General features: G+C 54.4%; 19 protein-coding genes. 13 read left to right on the top strand and 6 right to left on the bottom strand.

From position 1 onward, the window contains the following. Window positions 1-442: 442 nt before the first annotated feature. Entirely contained in the window at window positions 443-1,783 is a 1,341-nt protein-coding gene (locus LF929_RS07515; protein ID WP_038908487.1) for an anaerobic C4-dicarboxylate transporter, read from the top strand. Between the two features lie 95 nt (window positions 1,784-1,878). On the opposite strand, the gene LF929_RS07510 is transcribed toward LF929_RS07515, so the two are convergent. The 3 genes from LF929_RS07510 to cbl all read right to left on the bottom strand — a co-directional run bounded on the left by LF929_RS07510 (window position 1,879) and on the right by cbl (window position 5,726). Further along, a complete protein-coding gene (locus LF929_RS07510) occupies window positions 1,879-2,868 on the bottom strand; it encodes a Gfo/Idh/MocA family protein (protein WP_226093413.1) in 990 nt (329 codons plus the stop codon). A 152-nt stretch (window positions 2,869-3,020) separates the two neighbouring features. Beyond that, entirely contained in the window at window positions 3,021-4,340 is a 1,320-nt protein-coding gene (gene gltP, locus LF929_RS07505) for a glutamate/aspartate:proton symporter GltP (RefSeq protein WP_168365346.1), read from the bottom strand. 432 nt (window positions 4,341-4,772) lie between these two features. Continuing rightward, the gene (gene cbl, locus LF929_RS07500) at window positions 4,773-5,726 is read right to left on the bottom strand and encodes an HTH-type transcriptional regulator Cbl (protein WP_210175305.1); all 954 of its coding nucleotides are present in this window, start codon (window positions 5,724-5,726) and stop codon (window positions 4,773-4,775) included. Between the two features lie 298 nt (window positions 5,727-6,024). Between cbl and LF929_RS07495 the strand changes: the two genes are divergently transcribed. After that, window positions 6,025-6,819: an FkbM family methyltransferase gene (locus LF929_RS07495; RefSeq protein ID WP_210175306.1), complete on the top strand. Its 795-nt coding sequence runs from the start codon at window positions 6,025-6,027 to the stop codon at window positions 6,817-6,819. Window positions 6,820-6,862: 43 nt separating this feature from the next. On the opposite strand, the gene hybG is transcribed toward LF929_RS07495, so the two are convergent. After that, window positions 6,863-7,141 (bottom strand): hydrogenase maturation factor HybG, encoded by a 279-nt coding sequence (gene hybG, locus LF929_RS07490; RefSeq protein WP_016943638.1) that lies wholly within the window; start codon window positions 7,139-7,141, stop codon window positions 6,863-6,865. 407 nt (window positions 7,142-7,548) lie between these two features. Here hybG and LF929_RS07485 point away from each other — a divergent pair, with 407 nt between their 5' ends. The 11 genes from LF929_RS07485 to hycI are packed head-to-tail and all read left to right on the top strand — an operon-like array spanning window position 7,549 to window position 18,922. Then, window positions 7,549-8,175: a 4Fe-4S dicluster domain-containing protein gene (locus LF929_RS07485; RefSeq protein WP_016943637.1), complete on the top strand. Its 627-nt coding sequence runs from the start codon at window positions 7,549-7,551 to the stop codon at window positions 8,173-8,175. After that, entirely contained in the window at window positions 8,172-10,211 is a 2,040-nt protein-coding gene (gene hyfB / locus LF929_RS07480; protein WP_210175307.1) for a hydrogenase 4 subunit B, read from the top strand. Before LF929_RS07485 ends, hyfB begins: the two co-directional genes overlap by 4 nt. An 11-nt stretch (window positions 10,212-10,222) precedes the next feature. Continuing rightward, on the top strand, window positions 10,223-11,170 hold the full coding sequence (locus tag LF929_RS07475) for a respiratory chain complex I subunit 1 family protein (RefSeq protein ID WP_038908492.1): 948 nt from the start codon (window positions 10,223-10,225) through the stop codon (window positions 11,168-11,170). 16 nt (window positions 11,171-11,186) lie between these two features. After that, window positions 11,187-12,626, top strand: coding sequence for a hydrogenase 4 subunit D (locus tag LF929_RS07470; RefSeq protein ID WP_210175308.1), 1,440 nt, complete (start codon window positions 11,187-11,189; stop codon window positions 12,624-12,626). Between the two features lie 9 nt (window positions 12,627-12,635). Then, window positions 12,636-13,286 (top strand): hydrogenase 4 membrane subunit, encoded by a 651-nt coding sequence (hyfE, locus tag LF929_RS07465; RefSeq protein WP_012885275.1) that lies wholly within the window; start codon window positions 12,636-12,638, stop codon window positions 13,284-13,286. 4 nt (window positions 13,287-13,290) lie between these two features. Continuing rightward, window positions 13,291-14,937, top strand: coding sequence for a hydrogenase 4 subunit F (locus LF929_RS07460; protein ID WP_038908494.1), 1,647 nt, complete (start codon window positions 13,291-13,293; stop codon window positions 14,935-14,937). After that, window positions 14,930-16,657: an NADH-quinone oxidoreductase subunit C gene (locus LF929_RS07455; RefSeq protein ID WP_012885277.1), complete on the top strand. Its 1,728-nt coding sequence runs from the start codon at window positions 14,930-14,932 to the stop codon at window positions 16,655-16,657. Before LF929_RS07460 ends, LF929_RS07455 begins: the two co-directional genes overlap by 8 nt. 10 nt (window positions 16,658-16,667) lie before the next feature. Then, window positions 16,668-17,237, top strand: coding sequence for a hydrogenase 4 subunit H (gene hyfH, locus LF929_RS07450; RefSeq protein WP_210175309.1), 570 nt, complete (start codon window positions 16,668-16,670; stop codon window positions 17,235-17,237). Continuing rightward, on the top strand, window positions 17,234-18,022 hold the full coding sequence (locus LF929_RS07445) for an NADH-quinone oxidoreductase subunit B family protein (RefSeq protein ID WP_038908496.1): 789 nt from the start codon (window positions 17,234-17,236) through the stop codon (window positions 18,020-18,022). Before hyfH ends, LF929_RS07445 begins: the two co-directional genes overlap by 4 nt. After that, complete coding sequence (locus LF929_RS07440; protein ID WP_016943629.1) at window positions 18,022-18,420, top strand: formate hydrogenlyase maturation HycH family protein; 399 nt, start codon at window positions 18,022-18,024, stop codon at window positions 18,418-18,420. The genes LF929_RS07445 and LF929_RS07440 overlap by 1 nt, the downstream gene beginning before the upstream one ends. Further along, complete coding sequence (gene hycI, locus LF929_RS07435) at window positions 18,413-18,922, top strand: hydrogenase maturation peptidase HycI (protein WP_219952938.1); 510 nt, start codon at window positions 18,413-18,415, stop codon at window positions 18,920-18,922. Before LF929_RS07440 ends, hycI begins: the two co-directional genes overlap by 8 nt. Before the next feature lie 89 nt (window positions 18,923-19,011). On the opposite strand, the gene LF929_RS07430 is transcribed toward hycI, so the two are convergent. Both LF929_RS07430 and LF929_RS07425 read right to left on the bottom strand, forming a co-directional pair. Next, window positions 19,012-19,497, bottom strand: coding sequence for an addiction module antitoxin (locus LF929_RS07430; RefSeq protein WP_226093414.1), 486 nt, complete (start codon window positions 19,495-19,497; stop codon window positions 19,012-19,014). Between the two features lie 7 nt (window positions 19,498-19,504). Then, window positions 19,505-19,762 (bottom strand): DUF4160 domain-containing protein, encoded by a 258-nt coding sequence (locus LF929_RS07425; protein WP_016943626.1) that lies wholly within the window; start codon window positions 19,760-19,762, stop codon window positions 19,505-19,507. Window positions 19,763-19,921 lie beyond the last annotated feature (159 nt).

Here is a 19,921-nt window from a genome sequence, read left to right as displayed (position 1 = left end):
AATCAGCAAATCGATATAAAACTTAATCATTATAAATCAACAGGATAAAAATAAAATCCACTAACAATACATTTATTGATATAACGTCAGTGAACACCACTCACCAAATTGAGGCAAAAAATAAACCATAAAAAAACACCGACACAACAAAAATAAAACACATACCAAAACAAAAACGCGAAATACCGAAAATAATTAAACAAACTCGCGAAGACACATCTTTATTAAAGGTTATAAAATTAATATTATAGTTAATAAACTAAAAAAACTACGGTTTTTTTATCTTCGCCAATGCGCCATTTAATTTGTACTACGGGCAAGAAACAATGGAAATTGTAGACTTAGATCAAGAAAAAATAGACGGAATAATCTCTATAGTAGTTGCGACGACAGTAATCCAATCTCAATTAATTAACTCGTCATGCTGAGTAATGGGGAATCTATGGACTTTATCATTCAACTTGTCATAGTCCTGATCTGCCTGTTTTACGGTGCGCGAAAAGGCGGTATCGCGCTCGGATTATTAGGGGGTATCGGGCTCGTCATTCTGGTTTTCATTTTCAAACTAGAACCTGGGAAACCACCGGTGGACGTGATGCTGGTCATCATTTCCGTAGTCGCTGCATCGGCGACATTGCAAGCTTCCGGCGGTTTGGACGTTATGCTGCAGGTAGCGGAAAAAATGCTGCGGCGTAACCCGAAATACGTGTCAATTATTGCACCGTTCGTCACCTGTATATTGACGATTCTGTGCGGTACCGGTCATGTGGTGTATACCATTCTGCCGATTATCTACGACGTCGCTATCAAGAATAACATCCGCCCGGAACGCCCCATGGCGGCCAGCTCGATCGGCGCGCAAATGGGGATTATCGCAAGTCCGGTATCCGTGGCAGTGGTATCACTGGTCGCCATGCTCGGTAAATTTACCTTCCACGGTAAACACCTCGAGTTTCTGGACTTACTGGCAATCACGGTTCCCTCTACCCTGTTGGGTATTCTGGCCATCGGGATTTTCAGTTGGTTCAGGGGTAAAGATCTGGATAAAGACCCGGATTTCCAGAAATTTATTTCCGTACCGGAAAACCGTGAGTACGTCTATGGTGACACCGCCACCCTGCTGGATCGCAAACTGCCGCGCAGCAACTGGGTTGCCATGTGGATCTTCCTTGCCACCATCGCGGCGGTAGCCCTGCTGGGTGCAGTCGAAAGCCTGCGTCCGACCTTCGGCGGCAAACCGCTGTCCATGGTGCTGGTAATCCAGATGTTTATGCTGCTGTCTGGTGCCATCATTATTATCGCCACCAAAACCAACCCAGGATCGATTTCAAAAAATGAGGTGTTCCGTTCCGGGATGATTGCGATTGTCGCGGTGTACGGTATCGCCTGGATGGCGGAAACCATGTTCGGTGCTCACCTTGGACAGATCAAGGGTACGCTGGGGGAGTTGGTTAAAGAGTACCCCTGGGCTTATGCGCTGATCCTACTGCTGGTCTCCAAGTTCGTTAACTCGCAGGCTGCCGCGCTGGCCGCTATCGTACCGGTCGCACTGGCGATTGGTGTCGACCCGGCGTATATCGTGGCATCTGCACCGGCTTGCTATGGTTACTACATTCTGCCGACTTACCCCAGCGATCTGGCCGCTATCCAGTTCGACCGCTCTGGTACGACCCACATCGGCCGCTTTGTCATTAACCACAGCTTCATTCTGCCCGGCCTGATTGGCGTCAGCACCTCCTGCGTATTCGGCTGGGTGTTCGCCGCCATGTATGGGTACTACTGAGTTAATGTTACTGAGTTAGCCATTGCGCCAGACCGCTCTTCTGGCGCATGTCGGTTTCTCCCTCAACCGCCCGCTCGGTCCCTGCCGTCGGGCGGTTATTCTTGAATAAGGGGGAAATAAATATCGCAGCACACTCTGGCCTGTTCCAGCACCCGAGCAACCATCAACGCCATATCCAGTAACTGATAACAGCGGGAAAGATCCTGAGCGTTGACAATATCTCTGAATACCTCGAACTCGTACCTCATGTGATGGTTATCCGTTGCATCGTCAAATGTGGCGAGCTGTCCTTGCTTCACACTCTCGACGTGCTTGCATACGCCAGGTGTATCGTTAACTTTCACATAGCCCGCCGCCCCCTGTACGGTGAAATAAGCCGGGCTGGCTGAATCTTTGGCACCACTGCAAACCGCAATAAACGTCTGATAACTCATGACGAGAACACCCGACGTATCGATACCGTTATGCCCTTTATTACACAGATAATTCACACGATCTGGCGCGCCGAATAACGCGCAGACAAGGTAAATGTTATAAACATTGATGTCGTAAAGCGCGCCGCCCGACGAAGCCGGGTCAAATGCCGGATGCACGATCCCATTGACATAATCATCGTAACGACTCGAATACTGCGAGTAATTCGCCTGTACCATTTTAATATCGCCAATCTCAGCGATGTTTTGCTTCAGATAATGGAATCCCGGCGTATGAATTGCGGTTATCGCCTCGAACAAACAGCGCTTTTTGGATTTCGCCAGCGTCACCAAACTCAGTAGTTGCGCATAACTGGACGTAAACGGCTTTTCACAGACGACATGCTTCCCGGCAGATAATGCCCGGTGGGAATACGCGTAATGCAGATGATTGGGTATGCCGAGGTAAACAACATCAATATGCTCATCACGCAGCATGGCATCGTAATCGGTATACAACGAACGGATAGCATATTGGCGGGCGAGTGTTTCACCTTTTGACAAGCTCCCTGGTCGGACACACAACGCACACAGTTCTATCCCCTCAATCGTTGACAGCACCTCAAGACAGGCAGCAACAATCTTCCCCGACCCAACCAACGCTATCTTCATGCCTCAGACTCCAAAATGGATTAGCGGAACAGAACGTAATATACCGATACGAACCGATATAAAAAAACACCCTGCCAGCATAGCGCTCGCAGGGTGAGGGTGAGAAGCGTAGAACCGGGCAACGCCCGATGGCCTGTTGTCAGCGCGCCAGACTACTCCTGACTGGCGGCGGGACGAACCGCCATTGTTGCCTGCTCCAGTTCATAAGCTCGTGCTTTTTCTTCGTCAAACTGCCCTTCCCACTTCGAAATCACCAGCACGGCCAGGGCGTTGCCCACCACGTTCAGTGCCGTACGCGCCATATCCAGAATACGGTCTACCCCGGCAATGAATGCCAGACCTTCAAGCGGGATCCCTACACTGCCCAGGGTCGCCAGCAATACCACGAAGGAAACACCCGGTACGCCAGCAATCCCTTTGGAGGTAATCATCAGCGTCAACACCAGCACCAACTCCTGCCACAGGCTCAAATCGATACCGTAAAGCTGGGCAATGAAAATAGCCGCGATACTTTGATACAGCGTTGAACCATCCAGATTAAACGAGTATCCAGTCGGCACCACAAAACTGGTAATCGCCTTCGGCGCACCGTAGGCTTCCATCTTTTGGATGATACGTGGCAGCACCGTTTCAGAGCTGGCGGTGGAGTACGCCAGAATCAACTCATCTTTCAAAATACGGATCAAGGTCATAATCCGTAACCGACACAGCCGCGCCACAGCGCCCAGTACCACTAGCGCAAAGAACAGAATCGCGGCATAGACCAGTATGACCAGCTTGGCGAGCGGCCACAGCGAAGCGAACCCGAAATTGGCGACGGTCACCGAGATCAGCGCAAATACCCCAACCGGGGCATACCGCATAATCATATTGGTGACGCGGAACATGGTTTCCGAAGCACTGCGAAACACGTTCAACAGCGGATCACGCTGCTCACGCGGCAGAGATGACAGTCCAAGACCAAACAATACGGCGAAGAAGATCACCGGCAGCATGTCACCCTTGGCCAACGCGGCAAAAATGTTGGGCGGGATCAGCGAGAGAATCGTGCCCACCAGACTGTGCGAACCGCTTTGCACCTGTTCAGTAGTTTTCTCATACTGAGAAATATCCACCCGGGTAAGCATCGACATATCAATGCCATGCCCCGGATGAAACAGGTTGGCCAGCGTAATACCAATCACAATCGCCAGTGTAGTAATGACCTCAAAGTAAACGATGGTTTTAAAACCGATACGTCCCAGTTTTTTAGCATCACCCACCCCGGCGATACCCACCACCAACGTGGTGATAACGATCGGCACCACAATCATTTTGATCAACCGGATGAAGATATCCCCGGCCGGACTTAACACGTTGGTCACCAGCCACAGCTTATTGGCCGGGTTTTCATGTAACCAGGCACCGACGGCAATACCGACAATCAATGCGATGAGGATTTGCCAGGCAAGGCTAACTTTCTGTTTTTTCATAATACGAATCCATTGTCTGTGCTCCCTGCGACTACTAGTCGATGGCTATAACACAGCCATCGAACGCTCCAGCGTATGCTGAACTGCTACAGATGAAGGGGGAGGTTTGAAGGTTATTTTTGCAAAAACTCGTGACCCACAGGCAAATACGTGACTCACCAAAACAGAATGCGTAATCAAATAGTTATTCATTAAAATTGCGCAACTATTTGTATCGCAAAAGAAAACAAAAAAGGCATAACCTGTTGTTATGCCGAGGCATGCTACTATCCCCCTCCCGTGAGATCAAGCGCTACGTTCGGGGTAGTTTTCATAATTATGCGTTTCGTCACTGTCTATTAAACACCGCCGAACGCCGATATAGGCCCAATTTGGCTCATGCAAATCGAGGCAAAACGCAGCGAAACCCACCATTCGATCATAAATCAGCGATTAAATCTGATAATCGATCGCCACCTCGTTCTCATCGGCAAACACCCGTGCTTTAATCTCATCCGGTGTCAGTTCCGGGTTGCATAACTGAATAAACTTCCACGTGTAGTTGCGCTGCAATTGACCGCGTTTAAGACCAAGCCAGACGGTGTTGGCTTCAAACAGGTGGCGAGCATCCAACCGGACCAGACCAGGGTCACGTGTGGCGTCGAACGACATATCCGCCACAATCCCCACGCCTAACCCCAGTTCAACATAGGTTTTGATCACATCAGAGTCTTGTGCGCTGATAGAGATATGCGGTGTCAGGCCAGCGGCAGTGAACGCGCGGTCAATGCGTGAGCGGCCGGTAATGCCCTGACGGTAGGTAATTAACGGTACTGCACTCAGTTTGTCGAGCGTTATGACCGGCTCTTGAGCCAATGAATGGCCTTCCGGCAACAGAATCGCGTGATGCCAGCGGTACCAGGGAAATGCTGCCAGTGAGGTAACATTGATCAGTTGTTCAGTGGCGATCCCGATATCCGCTTCACCGGATTCCAGCATCGCGACAATCTCATCGGGTGTTCCCTGATTCAGCACCACTTGAACCTGCGGATAAAGCGCGCGGAATGCTTTGATGACCCCCGGCAGGCTGTAGCGCGCCTGAGTATGGGTCGTGGCGATAACCAGTTGCCCGACATCATTATCGCTAAAAAGGTTCGCCAGCCGACGGATGTGATTGGCGTCATTAAGGATACGCTCGGCCATCACCAGCAGTTCTTTACCCGGCTCCGTCATCCCCAGCAAGCGTTTACCGCGACGGATAAATATCTCAATCCCCAGCTCTTCTTCCAGTTCGCGAATATGACGACTGACACCAGACTGGGAGGTGAACAGGGTATTGGCAACCTCGGTCAGGTTATAGTTGCATCGCGCCGATTCGCGGATGATCTTCAATTGTTGAAAGTTCACGCCCTTGTCCCTTGTCACTTCTGTTGTTAGCACTATTCATACGAAGTATTTTTATTCCATACAAATAAGGAAAAATTACTATTTATAATTTTTTGAGCTATAACGGCACGCATTGTTCCCTTTTCTACTCGACAGGAAAAAGCGTTGTGAACGAAAGCATGGTGAATTAAGACGCCAAAACTACACAGTACATTCTACACAATTTGTAGTCTGTTATCGTGGTGGCATTCTCGCCAACCTTTACTAAGCTTATGCCGAGTTACCTTTTACTTTACGCTTCCGGAACTAAGGCGGCTTTATGTTACCGAGGGTTCATTTAGTTAATTCATCGCAAGGAAGTTTTTTAACGCTAGGTCAGGATCTGATAACACAGCATCTCACAACCAGGGATGAATGGGAAAAATGGCTATGTCTCGTCACTAATGAATTTACCTCAGAATTCGATTCCCCGGTCATTTTTGACATTGGTGCTAATCTGGGTGCTTATACCGTACCGGTCGCAAGCGAAATAGAGAATCAAGGCGGTGTTGTTTATTCGTTCGAGCCGCAAAAATTTGTGTATTACCAGCTATGCGGCAACATCTTCTTAAACCGGCTGAGTAACGTCACCGCGCTCAATAAGGCCGTTGGCAGTGAGGATGGAGTCATTGAAATCCCTATTCCTGATTACCAGAAAATGGCTAATACCGGCACATTTTCAATAATCGATGAGTATAGAGAGCGTAATGGCATAAGCGGATGCATGTCGAAAGAAACACATTTCGTGCAGGTCATCAAGCTCGACGATCTTCTGTTTAACGAAAAAACTCGTTTTGTAAAAATAGACGTAGAAGGTCTGGAGTTAGACGTACTAAAAGGTGCAGTCAGTTTTCTCGAGCATAACAATTTTCCGCCCTTCTCATTTGAAGCCTGGAATACCCACTGGTTCGCCGAGAAAAAACAAGAACTGTTATCATTTATAATACATATGGGCTACACCATAGAGCATATTTATAACGATGACTATATTGCACATCACCCCAAAAATGACGCGAGAGTAGATTTTAATCGGGATAGCAACGGAACGTTACTGTCCGTATGTCGAGCGAAGTGAGCACATGAAATAGAGCCATAATGTCAGTTATGGCTCTATTCCTTCAAATCGACCGGGTCAAAAAATCGCTCACATCTGACTCGACTTCTTCCATCTGCCGCAGCGCATCCAGCGTGTCGCGCGCTTCTTGTTCATCCAGCCGACTCATGGCAAACCCGACGTGTACCAGCACCCACTGGCCTATCAATGTGGAAGGTGTTTGCCCCTCGTCCTGCACCAGCGTCACATTCACTTCACGGCGTACGCCACAAACATCAACCCATGCCAGTTGATGATCCGATGATGCCCACTCCACCACCTGCCCCGGAATTCCCAGACACATAACACCCATCCTGTTCGTTAGTCACCTTTCTCCCTGACAGCTTAAGCAAATTTGATGCCAGCTGACATGATCCTGCGCAGCCTGGGCGCTGTCGCGAAATCGAACCACTGTCAGTTGTCTCTCACCTGGCCGTCAGGCCGCTACACACCGGGCTACTCGTCAAATCTGTCGGCAATGACCTTCCTGTCGACGGCGCTAACGCACTGTCGAGGGTGACGACAGTCGCCTGGTGGTTCGTCGAAAAACATCGTCACTAATGTCGAACGGCAACGGTCATCAGGGATGAATTTCATTACACATAAATCATAACCACATGATTATTAAAACTATTACACCCATATTTTTCTTATGGCATGGAATATGCTTGCGGCGCAGTAAACATTTCTATCACCCCGGAGGGTATGGCTATGAACCGCTTCGTCATTGCGGAGCCAACACGTTGTATCGGATGCAACACCTGCATGGCGGCCTGTACACAAGTACACCGACAGGCTGGGTTGCAGTCTCATCCGAGACTGACCGTTGAGCGTGACGCCGGAGGCACCGCCCCAGTGCTGTGTCGCCATTGTGAAGACGCGCCCTGCGCGAAAGTTTGTCCGGTCAATGCCATCACGCATCAGGACAACGCCGTGTTGCTGGACGAAAACACCTGTATCGGCTGCAAACTCTGCGCCATCGCCTGCCCGTTTGGCGCTATCACGCCATCTGGCAGTACCCCGCTGGCGACACCGACGGCGTTTGACCAACACATCCCGCTGACATTGCTATCCGATGTCCCCGTCAGCCTGCCGTCAGTGCATCCGATGCTGTCGTGGAACGCCGGGGTTCGCAGCATCGCGGTGAAATGCGACCTGTGTGATTTTCGTGAGCAAGGGCCGGAATGCGTACGCGTCTGCCCGACCCACGCGTTGTATCTGGTAGATGACACCACGCTGGACGATGCTATCGCCGCTAAACGCCGTCAGGCCGCACAATGGCCGCAGGGCAACGTCCCTTTCCCTCCCACAGGGGCTGACAGGGAGCAAAACCTATGATGACCTCATTGCAATTATTCACGCCACTGCAATGGTTGGGACTGTCGTTGGCGCTGTATCTGGCAGGTGCAGTGCTTTCACTGCTGTGCTGCCGTCAGGAGTCGCTGGCTATCCGCTTAAGCGGGCTGTGTGCGCTGGCAGGGGGTTGTGCCGGCGTCCTGGCTGCCGCCCCGGTACTGCTTGGCGGCAATGTGCTGACTGCCGTATTCGCCGGGCCGTTTGACGCCTTCGCTCACCTGACGCTGCGCTTTGACACACTCGCGGCATTTATGACGTTAGTGATTTCGCTACTGGTAGCGGTATCTGCGCTCTACTCACTGGCCTATCTGGAAGAGTATCGCGGGCGCGGTGCCTGGGCGATGGGGTTCTTCATGAACCTGTTTGTCGCCTCGATGGTCGCGCTGGTGATCGTGGATAACGCGTTCTACTTCATTGTGCTGTTCGAGGTGATGTCGCTCAGCTCCTACTTCCTGGTCATTGCCGATCAGGATGACGAGGCCGTCAGCGCCGGGTTGCTCTACTTCCTGATTGCCCACGCCGGTTCCGTGCTGATTATGGCGGCATTCTTCCTGCTCTACCGTCACAGCGCCAGCCTCGACTTCGCGGATTTCCGCCACGCGTCGTTGTCGGCTCCTCAGGCTTCTGCGGTATTCCTGCTGGCGTTTTTCGGTTTTGGTGCCAAAGCCGGGATGCTGCCGTTACACGGCTGGCTGCCCCGTGCGCACCCGGCCGCCCCATCGCACGCCTCCGCGCTCATGTCTGGTGTGATGGTGAAGATAGGGGTGTTCGGTATCATTAAAGTCGGTATTGATTTACTCGGGGCGACAGAAACCTGGTGGGGCGTCGTCGTGCTGGCATTCGGCGCAGTCTCGTCGGTGTTGGGTGTGCTGTACGCGCTGGCCGAACATGACATCAAGCGTCTGCTGGCGTACCACACGGTAGAAAACATCGGCATCATTCTGATGGGTGTCGGCGTCGGCATGATCGGTATCGCCACCCATCATCCACTGCTGGCGTTGCTTGGCCTGTTGGGCGGGTTGTATCACCTGCTCAACCATGCGGTGTTCAAGGGATTGCTGTTCCTCGGTGCCGGTGCGGTTATCTACCGCGTCCACACCAAAGACATGGAAAAAATGGGCGGACTGGCACGGTTGATGCCAAAAACCGCGCTGGCGTTTTTGGTCGGTTGTATGGCGATCTCCGCCCTGCCGCCACTCAACGGCTTCGTCAGCGAGTGGTTTACCTACCAGTCACTGTTCACTCTCAGCCATAACGGCGGCATTGGTCTGCGACTGGTCGCCCCGATTGCCATCGTGATGCTGGCCATCACCGGTGCGCTGGCGGCGATGTGCTTTGTCAAAGTGTATGGCATCAGCTTCTGTGGCGCACCGCGCAGTGAAAAAGCTTCGCACGCCCGTGAAGTCCCCTGGCCGATGACACTCGCCATGCTGCTGCTGGCACTGCTGTGCATCCTGCTGGGCATCGGTGCCAGTGTGGTGGCACCGGTCATTACCCGTATCGCCGCCGACCTGGCACACACCCCGACGGTCGCCATGGCGCAAGGACTGGGCGTATTCCCCGGCGACAGCCAGCAAACCAGCCTCAACACCCCGTTGATCTTCATCCTGCTGCTGGCACTGCCGTTACTGCCGCTGATGATTTACAGCCTGCTGCGTGGCCCGCGCCTCGACTTTCGTCAGAAAGGTACGCCCTGGGCTTGCGGCTACGGCTACGAACAAGCCATGTCAGCGTCTGCCGGTAGCTTTACCCAGCCGTTACGGGTGATGTTCGCCCCACTCTATCGCGTGCGTAAAACCCTCAACCCAGCCCCAGCCATGCAACAGGCGCTGGAGAAAACCACGCAAGCGGCAGCGCGTGCCGAACCCGTCTGGGACGACCATGTGGTCATGCCGGTCGTCAGCATCGTGCAACGCATCAGTCGGGCGGTGCAATGGATTCAGCACGGTGATTTCCGGGTGTACTGCCTGTATGTCGTGGCGGCGCTGGTGGCCCTGCTGCTGGTCACTCTGGTTTAAGGAGACGGAACATGACTCACGGTTCACTCATATTTCCGCTGCTGTGCGCGCTGTTGCAAGCCGTACTGCTGATGGCGGTAGCACCGCTGCTGTCCGGTCTGTCGCGCGTGCTGCGCGCCAAAATGCACTCACGACAGGGACCAGGGCTGCTGCAGGATTATCGTGACATCGTCAAACTGCTGCGACGCCAGGAAGTGGCACCCCAGCACAGCGGCGGCGTCTTTCGCCTGATGCCCTTCATCCTGCTCGGCACCATGCTGCTGGTGGCAATGACGTTGCCGGCCATGACTGACGCGTCGCCGCTCGGTGCAGCGGGAGATGTCATCACCCTGCTGTACCTGTTTGCGGTATTTCGCTTTTTCTTTTCACTGTCTGGTCTCGATTCCGGCAGCACCTTCGCCGGTATCGGTGCCAGCCGCGAGCTGACGCTCGGTATTCTGGTAGAGCCTATCCTGATGCTCGCGCTGCTGGTGGTAGCACTGGTGGCCGGTTCCACCAATATTGGCAACATCAGCGTCAAGCTGGCGAGCGGTCACTGGGTCTCCCCTACCGCCACCGTGCTGGCCTTACTGGCCTGCGCGTTCGCCACCTTCATTGAAATGGGCAAAATCCCGTTCGATGTCGCAGAAGCCGAACAGGAACTGCAGGAAGGGCCGCTGACCGAATACGCCGGTGCCGGGCTGGCGCTGGTGAAATGGGGCATCAGCCTCAAACAAGTGGTGGTCGCCACGCTGTTTCTGTCGATTTTCGTGCCGTTCGGCAAAGCAGAGACGTTGTCTGTCGCCTGCCTGCTGTGGGGTGCGCTGGCGCTGTTCATCAAGCTGGTAGTGGTATTTGTCATCGCCGCGGCTATCGAAAACAGCCTGGCGCGCGGGCGCTTCCTGCTGACCGGCCGGGTCACCTGGCTCGGATTCGGTGTCGCGGCGCTGGCGTTCGTTTTCTACCTGACTGGATTATAAGGAGTCGACATCCATCATGGAGAATATTGCTCTTGCCACCCTACTGCTGCCGTTTCTCGGCGCGCTGCTGATAGCGTTTGCACCGCAGCGCCTGGCCAAAGGGTTATGTACGCTGTTCGCCCTGCTGGCGACGCTCGGCATGGCGCTGCTGGCCTGGCGCTATTTCGATGGCGGAAAAACCGATTTGGTCGTGCCGCTTTATCGTTACGGTCAGGCAGATTTATTCGGTTTCGTGTTCGACCGCATCAGCCTGTTGATAGGCTTTGCGGTGGTCTCGCTCGGTTTCCTGGTGAGCCTCTATTCCTGCGGCTACCTGACGCTGGGCAACCGCGAGCACCCGCACGATGGCAGCAATCGCTACTACGCGTTTTTGCTGGTGTTCATCGGCGCGATGGCCGGGTTAACACTGTCATCCACCATCCTTGGTCAACTGCTGTTCTTTGAAATTACCGGCGGCTGTTCCTGGGCGTTGATCGGCTACTACCAGAAACCGAAGTCACTGCGTTCCGCGCTCAAAGCGCTGCTGGTGACCCATGTCGCGTCCGTTGGCTTGTATCTGGCGGCGGCCTGGCTGTTCGCCACCACCGGTACCTTCGCGCTCAGTGCCATCGCACAACTGGACGACAGCAGCAAAATCATCGTCTTCAGCGGCATTCTGTTCGCGGCCTGGGGCAAGTCAGCCCAGTTGCCGCTGCATGTCTGGCTGCCGGATGCGATGGAAGCGCCGACACCGGTGAGTGCGTATCTGCACGCCGCGTCGATGGTGAAAGTTGGCGTGTATATCTTCGCCCGCGCGATTTTGTCCGCCATTGAGGTGCCACATGTTATCGGTGTGGTCGGCGTCATCATGGCGACGATCACGCTGGTGTACGGCTTCCTGATGTATCTGCCGCAAAAAGACATGAAGCGACTGCTGGCGTACTCCACCATCACCCAGTTGGCTTACATTTTCCTGGCGCTGTCGCTGTCCATCTTCGGTTCGCGCATGGCCTTTGACGCCGGTATGGCCTACATCTTCAACCATGCTTACGCCAAGAGCCTGTTCTTCCTGGTAGCTGGTGCGCTCAGCTACAGCTGTGGTACCCGCATGCTGCCGCAGTTACGCGGCATGATGGCCCGCCTGCCGCTGCTGGGTATCGGCTTTTGTGTCGCGGCGCTGGCGATCACCGGCGTTCCCCCGTTCAACGGCTTTTTCAGCAAGTTTCCGCTGTTTGCCGCCGGGTTTGCGCTTTCCAACGACATCTGGTGGTTACTGCCGTTGATGATAGTCGTACTGGTGGAATCGGTCGCCAGCTTTGCCTGGTTCCTCTACTGGTTTGGTCGCACGGTGCCGGGCGAGCCCTCCGAGGAAGTGGCATCCGCGACGCCAGTGCCGATGTCGATGAACCTGGTGCTGCTGGTGCTGATAGTGATGTCGCTGTGCTCCAGCGTTATCGCCGCACTCTGGCTGAAATAAGGAACTCCCATGACTGGATCACTTCTCGTCAATAATCTGGCAGGTTTGCTGATCATCACCTCGTTGCTGGTGATCGCTGCCAGAAAACCCACGGTGTCCGCCGCGCTGTATGCATTACAGTCGCTGGTGCTGGTGCTTATCTTTATCTCGCTGGGTGGACTACTCGGCTCGCATGAGCTGTATCTGTGGTCGCTGACCGCCTTTATCACCAAGGTGGTGATGGTCCCCGCCATTATGAGCTTTGCGTTCTGCCGACTGGCCGACCCGAAAGCCGATGGCGGTGTGATTGGCACTGCCACATTGATACTGATCGCCACCTTGATTGTGCTACTGAGCTACTTTGCCGTTTCACCGGTGAAACTGCCGATGGTCAATGACCTCAAGCCGGTGCTGGCGGTCTCACTCGGCCACTTCCTGATTGGCCTGCTGTGCATCGTCAGCCAGCGCAACATCCTCAAACAGGTGTTTGGTTACTGCTTAATGGAGAACGGCGCTCACCTGACGCTGGCGCTGCTGGCGTACCGCGCGCCTGAACTGGTGGAAATCGGCATCGCGACCGACGCTATCTTCGCCGTCATTGTGATGGCGCTGATGGCACGCAAAATCCACCGCACGCTGCACACGCTGGATGTTCAGCAACTGACTGCGTTGAAAGGATGAAACCATGACGACTTTGGATCTTTTTTCCCTGCTGCTGGGTGTGCCGTTTGTCGTCGCCCTGCTGGCGTTCGCCTGCCGCTTTACTGGCGCGGCGGCACGCTCGCTGGTGAGCCTGATTCATCTGGCAGGCATCAGCGCCCTGCTGCTGGTGGCATTACTGGTAGTCTGGACTGTCTACCAGCAAGGTGAATTGCTGGCAGCGCATCGCTGGCTGCACCTCGACAGCCTGAGTGCGCTATTCCTGGCGATTCTTGGCGTCATCGGCTTTCTTACCGGCCTCTACTCAATGGGGTACATGCGCCACGAAGTCGACAGCGGCGAAGTCAGCGTTACCACGCTGTGTCACTACTACGGCTTCTTCCATCTGTTCCTGTTCACCATGTTACTGGTGATCACCAGTAATAACCTGATCCTGATGTGGGCGGCGATTGAAGCCACTACCTTGAGCTCAGCGTTTCTGGTGGGGTTGTATGGTCAGCGTTCCTCGCTGGAAGCAGCATGGAAATACATCATCATTTGTACCGTCGGCGTCGCGTTCGGTCTTTACGGTACGGTGCTGGTGTATGCCAACGCCGCCAACGTGATGGCGGAACCGGGCAATGCCATTTTCTGGACGGAAGTGCTCAAGCATGCCGGTGAGCTGGACAGCACGCTGATGCACCTGGCATTTATCTTTATTCTGATCGGGTTCGGTACCAAGACCGGCCTGTTCCCGATGCATGCCTGGTTACCGGATGCCCACAGTGAAGCACCAAGCCCGACCAGTGCACTGCTCTCTGCGGTACTGCTCAACTGCGCACTGTTGGTTATCGTGCGCTACACCATCCTGATAAGTGCCGCCATCGGCCCAGAATTCCCGCAACGGCTGTTGCTGGTCTTCGGTCTGCTGTCGGTAGCTGTCGCCGCATTCCTGATTCTGGTGCAGCGCGACATGAAACGCCTGCTGGCCTATTCCAGTGTGGAAAACATGGGATTGATCGCCGTCGCCCTCGGCATCGGTGGCCCGCTCGGCATTCTGGCGGCACTGCTGCATACCTTAAATCACAGCCTGGCGAAGACCCTGCTGTTCTGTGGTTCCGGTAACGTACTGCTGAAATACGGCACCCGTGATATGGATGCGGTGAAAGGCATCCTGCGTGTTGCGCCGATTACCGGCGCACTGCTGGCCGGTGGCGCACTGGCGCTTGGCGGCATGCCACCATTCAACGTATTCCTGAGCGAATTTATGACGGTAACCGCCGGTATCCATGCAGGCCATTTACCGTTGGTACTGGTGTTACTGGTGCTGTTGACCGTCGTGCTCGCCGGGCTGGTACGCATGATCGCTACCAGTGTGCTGGGTAGCAAGCCGGAAGCGGTCAGTAAAGGCGAGCTGGGATGGCTCACCACCGCGCCAATGCTGATCCTGCTGGTATTAATGCTGGTAATGGGTACCCGCATTCCGCAGCCAGTCACCCATTTACTTGAGCGCGCTACGGCCATTGTGTTGAACGGTAATGTGTTGAACGGCAATCAAGCCGGTGAACAGGGACAACCCAGCATGGGCTGGCCCGCGCTGAGCGCACGCACTACTACGCCGAGTACTACCACACCGGATACGGCACCTGCTTCATCGTTAACCCCTTCCCGCCAGGAGATGTACCGTGATTAATTCATCCAACGCGACCAACGCTGAAAATCTGGGCGCGAATTATGTCGCTCATGTCAGACAGCAATTCCCGACGGCGATTCTGGAAGAAGAACGGCAAACCGCCAACCAATTGACGATCACCGTCAAACTGCATCAGTTGCCGGAAGTCGTCGAATACCTTTACTACCAGCACGGCGGTTGGTTGTCCGTCTTGTTTGGTAACGACGAACGCACCCTCAACGGCCATTTCGCCATCTACTATGTACTGTCGATGGAACAGGGTGAGAAGTGCTGGGTGGTAGTGAAAGCGCTGGTTAACCCGACAGTGCCGGAATTCCCCTCGGTGACACCGCGAGTGCCTGCCGCCGTGTGGGGTGAGCGTGAAGTGCGTGATATGTACGGGCTGATTCCGGTCGGCCTGCCGGATGAGCGCCGACTGGTGCTGCCGGATGACTGGCCAGACGAACTCTACCCGCTGCGTAAAGACGCCATGGATTACCGCCAGCGCCCGGCTCCTACCCGCGATGACGAATCCTACACCTTTATTAATGAAGCCACCGGCGACACCCGTGTCGTGCCTATCGGCCCGATGCATATCACTTCCGATGAACCGGGGCATTTCCGGTTGTTCGTCGACGGTGAGCAAATCATTGATGCAGATTACCGCCTGTTCTACGTGCATCGCGGTATGGAAAAGCTGGCGGAAACCCGTATGGGTTACAACGAAGTCACGTTCCTGTCCGACCGGGTGTGCGGTATCTGTGGTTTCACCCACAGCGTGGCCTATACCTCGTCTATCGAGAATGCGTTAGGTGTGATAGTACCCGCCCGCGCCCACACAATCCGCAGCATTCTGCTGGAGGTGGAACGTCTGCACAGTCACCTGCTGAACATCGGGCTGTCCAGCCACTTTGTGGGTTTCGACACCGGCTTCATGCAGTTCTTCCGGGTGCGTGAGAAATCGATGCAAATCGCCGAAATGCTGACCGGTGCGCGTAAAACCTACGGCCTGAATCTGATTGGCGGTATTCGCCGCGATATCCTGAAAGAAGACCGGCTGAAAACCATCAAACTGATTCGTGAAATGCGCGAAGAGGTTACACAACTGACGGACATGCTGCTCGGCACCGCCAACATGACGCAACGTACCCAGGGTATCGGCGTGCTGGACCGTCAGATCGCGCGTGACTACAGCCCGGTAGGCCCGATGATTCGCGCCAGCGGCTTCCAGCGCGATGTGCGTGTCGACCATCCGTTCTCCGGTTATCTGGACCTGCCGATGGAACTGCATCATCTGGATGGCGGCGACGTCTACTCCCGTGTACTGGTGCGGGTACGCGAAGTATTCACCTCGCTGGCAATGATTGAATTCGGGCTGGACAACATGCCGGAAGGGCCAATCCTCAACGAGCACATCAACTATCAACCGCATAAATTTGCGCTGGGCTTTACCGAAGCGCCACGCGGCGAAGATATCCACTGGAGTATGACCGGCGATAACCAGAAGCTGTTCCGCTGGCGCTGCCGTGCCGCCACCTACGCCAACTGGCCGGTGCTGCGCTTTATGTTACGCGGCAACACCATCTCGGATGCGCCGTTGATCATCGGCAGCCTTGATCCCTGCTACTCCTGTACCGACCGCGTCACACTGGTGGATGTCCGTAAAAAGAAAATCACCACCGTGCCGTATAAAGAGATCGAACGCTACGGGCTGGAACGTACCCGCTCGCCGCTGAAATGAGGGAGGCCCCATGATTAAATTGTTTAAAACCATCCTCAAGGCAGGCAACTGTACGGTGAAATACCCGTTCGCGCCGCTGGCAGTACCCACCGGATTTCGCGGCAAACCGGAGTATGACCCGGAGCAGTGTATCGGTTGTGCCGCCTGTACCATGGCCTGCCCGGCGAATGCCCTGACGATGGCCAACGATCTGGACAACGGCACCCGTACCTGGCAACTGTTCCTCGGCCGCTGCATATTCTGCGGCCGTTGTGAAGAAGTGTGCCCAACCCGTGCCATCGTGTTGTCACAAGAGTTTGAAATGGCTGTCGCCAACAAGGCCGACCTGTATCAACGTGCCACCTTCCGGCTACTGAACTGCCATGTCTGCCAACAGCCGTTCGCCCCGCAAAAAGAAGTGGAGTACGCCATGGCGCTGCTGGCACACGCTGGGGTACCGGAAAATGAGGTGGAAGCACGCCGCCACCAGTTTGAAACCTGTCCGGACTGCAAACGCAAACAGAACATGAACCATCAGGGCAATGTGCAGTTGAGTCAGCACCTGTCCGCCCCGTCCACTCACAAGGGGAATGCACAATGAGTATGCTGCCCAATGGGGTCGACCATTACCAGACCACCCCGATTACGCTGGACGAACACACTCAGCAGTTGAAAAAAACGCTGCTGAAAGATATCAAGCGTTCCGCCTATGTTTACCGTGTGGACTGCGGCGGTTGCAACGGTTGCGAGATAGAAATTTTCTCCGCCATTACGCCGCTGTTCGACGCCGAACGCTTCGGTATCAAGGTGGTGGCGTCACCACGCCATGCCGATATTCTGCTGTTCACCGGTGCGGTCACCCGTGCTATGCGGACACCGGCGTTACGTGCCTATGAGTCCGCACCAGATCCGAAAATCTGTATTTCATACGGTGCCTGCGGTTGCGGCGGCGGCATCTTCCACGACCTGTACTGTGTATGGGGCGGTAGCGACAAAATTGTGCCGATCGATGTTTATATCCCCGGCTGCCCACCGACACCCGCCGCGACGATTTACGGCTTTGCGGTCGCACTGGGGCTGCTGGAACAAAAACTGCACGGCAGCGACCACCAGCAGGGCGACAATGAGAAAGCCGCACTGATTCATCCGGCACTGCCGCTGGATTTACGCGTGCAGGTAGAACGGGAAGCTCGCCTGATGGCGGGGTACCGTCAGGGGCGTGAAATCAGCGATCGTTTCCTTGGGCTGCTGGAAAACCAGCCGCTGGAGGGGTTCGAACAGCGCGTTACCGGCTGGCTTGATCAACACAACGACCCACGGCTGAACGAAATCGCTGGCCGGTTGCTGCGCATTTACCATGCCATGTTGAATGGGGAGATCCTGTGATGAGCAGTGTGCGTTTCTATGCCCTGAACCGCAAATTTCTCGACAGCCGCGACAAAATACCGGAGCAGGCGCAACAGGTGATGTACTACTCGCTGGCGATTGGTCATCACGTTGGCGTCATCGACTGCCTGAAGCAGGTATTGCAGTGCCCACTGGCGGACTTCGAAGGTTGGGTCGGCCAGTTGAGCGATGACGAAGCCCGCCGCAAAATGCTCGGCCTGTTACGCTTTGGCGAGATCACCATCGATCATACCCACACTGCCCTGCTGGGCGGTGCTTTCAGCGCGTTGGCTCAACACGACAGTCACCCGGAATGGACCGCGACATTGATGGAGTATCTCGCCGCGATGCAACGGGAACCGGCTCTTTATCTGATGGTGAAACGTATCGATGACTGAACATCTGCACACCGAACATCTGCACAATGAAGCGCCACTGTATATCGAAAATATTGTGCTGGCGGTCGGCAATACCCTGATGGGGGATGATGGCGCAGGCCCGCTGTTGGCAGAGCGCATGAACCAGCATCCGGTGGCGGGCTGGTCAGCCATCGACGGCGGAGCCATTCCGGAAAATGCGGCACACACACTGCGGGAATTGAAACCTCGTCGCCTGCTGGTGGTGGATGCCACCGATATGGGGCTGGCGCCAGGTGAAATCCGTATCGTCGACCCGGAGCGCATCGCCGAAGACATGCTGATGAATACCCACAGCCTGCCGTTGAACTATCTGATCGACAGCCTGAAGGAAGATATTCCCGAAGTGATTTTCGTCGGTATTCAACCAGCTCTGGTGGCGTTTTATTTCCCGATTAGTCCGGAAGTCACCCGTGCGGTGGAACAACTACACCAACGCCTTGAAGGCTGGGAAGGGAATGGCGGGTTTGAGGTGATGGCGTGACATGCCCGCACATTAACAAGCTATACCGCTGACCGCCCAAGGGGGGCAGCAGGCAGATCGGATTCTGTCTCTGCCCCGAAACCGCACGCCTATTTCTCTTCCAGTTGCAACACGGTGTGGGCCAGGCTAACTACCGTCGCCAGGCTGACATTAGTGTTTTTATTCAGCGATTTATACAAGCTGGTACGGCTTTTGGCTCCCGCTTCTTTGGCCACCGTACTGTTGCCATGTTTGTCTACTGCGATTTTCAGTGCCGCCTGCAGAATTTCAGGCCGGTTCTCAATCACAGCATCATAGAAGGCTCGGGAGATAATATCGGCAAAATTCCGCTCCCTCACCGCCAGGGTGTGGCCAACATACGTCCCCTTTTCCCGTAATTCGGACGAAGAGATCGTGATATCCGGCCATTCCAGCGAACCATCAGGTAATAACCCAAATCGGATAAACTGGCTGGCATGTAAAAACACAGGATATGAGGCATAGCGATACAGGTTAACGTCGTATATCAGGCCGTCGTCATAGGTCAGACGCAACGAAAAATCGCCAATCACGTCAACATCCACAATCTTATGCATAACCACCTCACAATTTTCCCGGATTCTTCCCGATGACCGCCTGTGCCCACATACTCAGCAATTGCTCACGATGCGCCATGATATGTGCAATCGCCAGCTTACGTTTGGTATTTGGCAGATATCCCTCTATCTCGGTTCCGGTACGAATACTGATGATAAGTTCATGATTGCCGTAGCAGACATGCACATGCGGCAAGTGGTGCCGCTCATCATCGTAAAAGTACAGATGGAAGATTAACCCTGCCAGTCTGTCAATCTCAGGCATTAACACTCCTTGTCCATCAACAGAGTACTCCTGTATCCCATGGGATACAATCTCCTTTTTCAATACTCTGCTTAATATTCTTTCAGTTCTCCCCCTGCGGAGGCCCTTTTAACTTTCTTCGGATTAACTTTCTCCGGAAACTGTCACGTGAAACGAACG

Origin of the sequence: Dickeya oryzae, assembly GCF_020406815.2 — a bacterium.
GTDB lineage: Bacteria > Pseudomonadota > Gammaproteobacteria > Enterobacterales > Enterobacteriaceae > Dickeya > Dickeya oryzae.
The sequence above is the reverse complement of the archived record's forward strand: the minus strand, read 5'-3'. Positions and strand labels throughout refer to the sequence as shown.

Bases quoted from the DNA above. Each gene is read 5' to 3' on its own strand.
- LF929_RS07515 (WP_038908487.1), top strand. From the start codon at position 443: ATGGACTTTATCATTCAACTTGTCATAGTCCTGATCTGCCTGTTTTAC.
- LF929_RS07510 (WP_226093413.1), bottom strand. From the start codon at position 2,868: ATGAAGATAGCGTTGGTTGGGTCGGGGAAGATTGTTGCTGCCTGTCTT.
- gltP (WP_168365346.1), bottom strand. From the start codon at position 4,340: ATGAAAAAACAGAAAGTTAGCCTTGCCTGGCAAATCCTCATCGCATTG.
- LF929_RS07495 (WP_210175306.1), top strand. From the start codon at position 6,025: ATGTTACCGAGGGTTCATTTAGTTAATTCATCGCAAGGAAGTTTTTTA.
- hybG (WP_016943638.1), bottom strand. From the start codon at position 7,141: ATGTGTCTGGGAATTCCGGGGCAGGTGGTGGAGTGGGCATCATCGGAT.
- LF929_RS07485 (WP_016943637.1), top strand. From the start codon at position 7,549: ATGAACCGCTTCGTCATTGCGGAGCCAACACGTTGTATCGGATGCAAC.
- hyfB (WP_210175307.1), top strand. From the start codon at position 8,172: ATGATGACCTCATTGCAATTATTCACGCCACTGCAATGGTTGGGACTG.
- LF929_RS07475 (WP_038908492.1), top strand. From the start codon at position 10,223: ATGACTCACGGTTCACTCATATTTCCGCTGCTGTGCGCGCTGTTGCAA.
- LF929_RS07470 (WP_210175308.1), top strand. From the start codon at position 11,187: ATGGAGAATATTGCTCTTGCCACCCTACTGCTGCCGTTTCTCGGCGCG.
- hyfE (WP_012885275.1), top strand. From the start codon at position 12,636: ATGACTGGATCACTTCTCGTCAATAATCTGGCAGGTTTGCTGATCATC.
- LF929_RS07460 (WP_038908494.1), top strand. From the start codon at position 13,291: ATGACGACTTTGGATCTTTTTTCCCTGCTGCTGGGTGTGCCGTTTGTC.
- hyfH (WP_210175309.1), top strand. From the start codon at position 16,668: ATGATTAAATTGTTTAAAACCATCCTCAAGGCAGGCAACTGTACGGTG.
- LF929_RS07445 (WP_038908496.1), top strand. From the start codon at position 17,234: ATGAGTATGCTGCCCAATGGGGTCGACCATTACCAGACCACCCCGATT.
- LF929_RS07440 (WP_016943629.1), top strand. From the start codon at position 18,022: ATGAGCAGTGTGCGTTTCTATGCCCTGAACCGCAAATTTCTCGACAGC.
- hycI (WP_219952938.1), top strand. From the start codon at position 18,413: ATGACTGAACATCTGCACACCGAACATCTGCACAATGAAGCGCCACTG.
- LF929_RS07430 (WP_226093414.1), bottom strand. From the start codon at position 19,497: ATGCATAAGATTGTGGATGTTGACGTGATTGGCGATTTTTCGTTGCGT.
- LF929_RS07425 (WP_016943626.1), bottom strand. From the start codon at position 19,762: ATGCCTGAGATTGACAGACTGGCAGGGTTAATCTTCCATCTGTACTTT.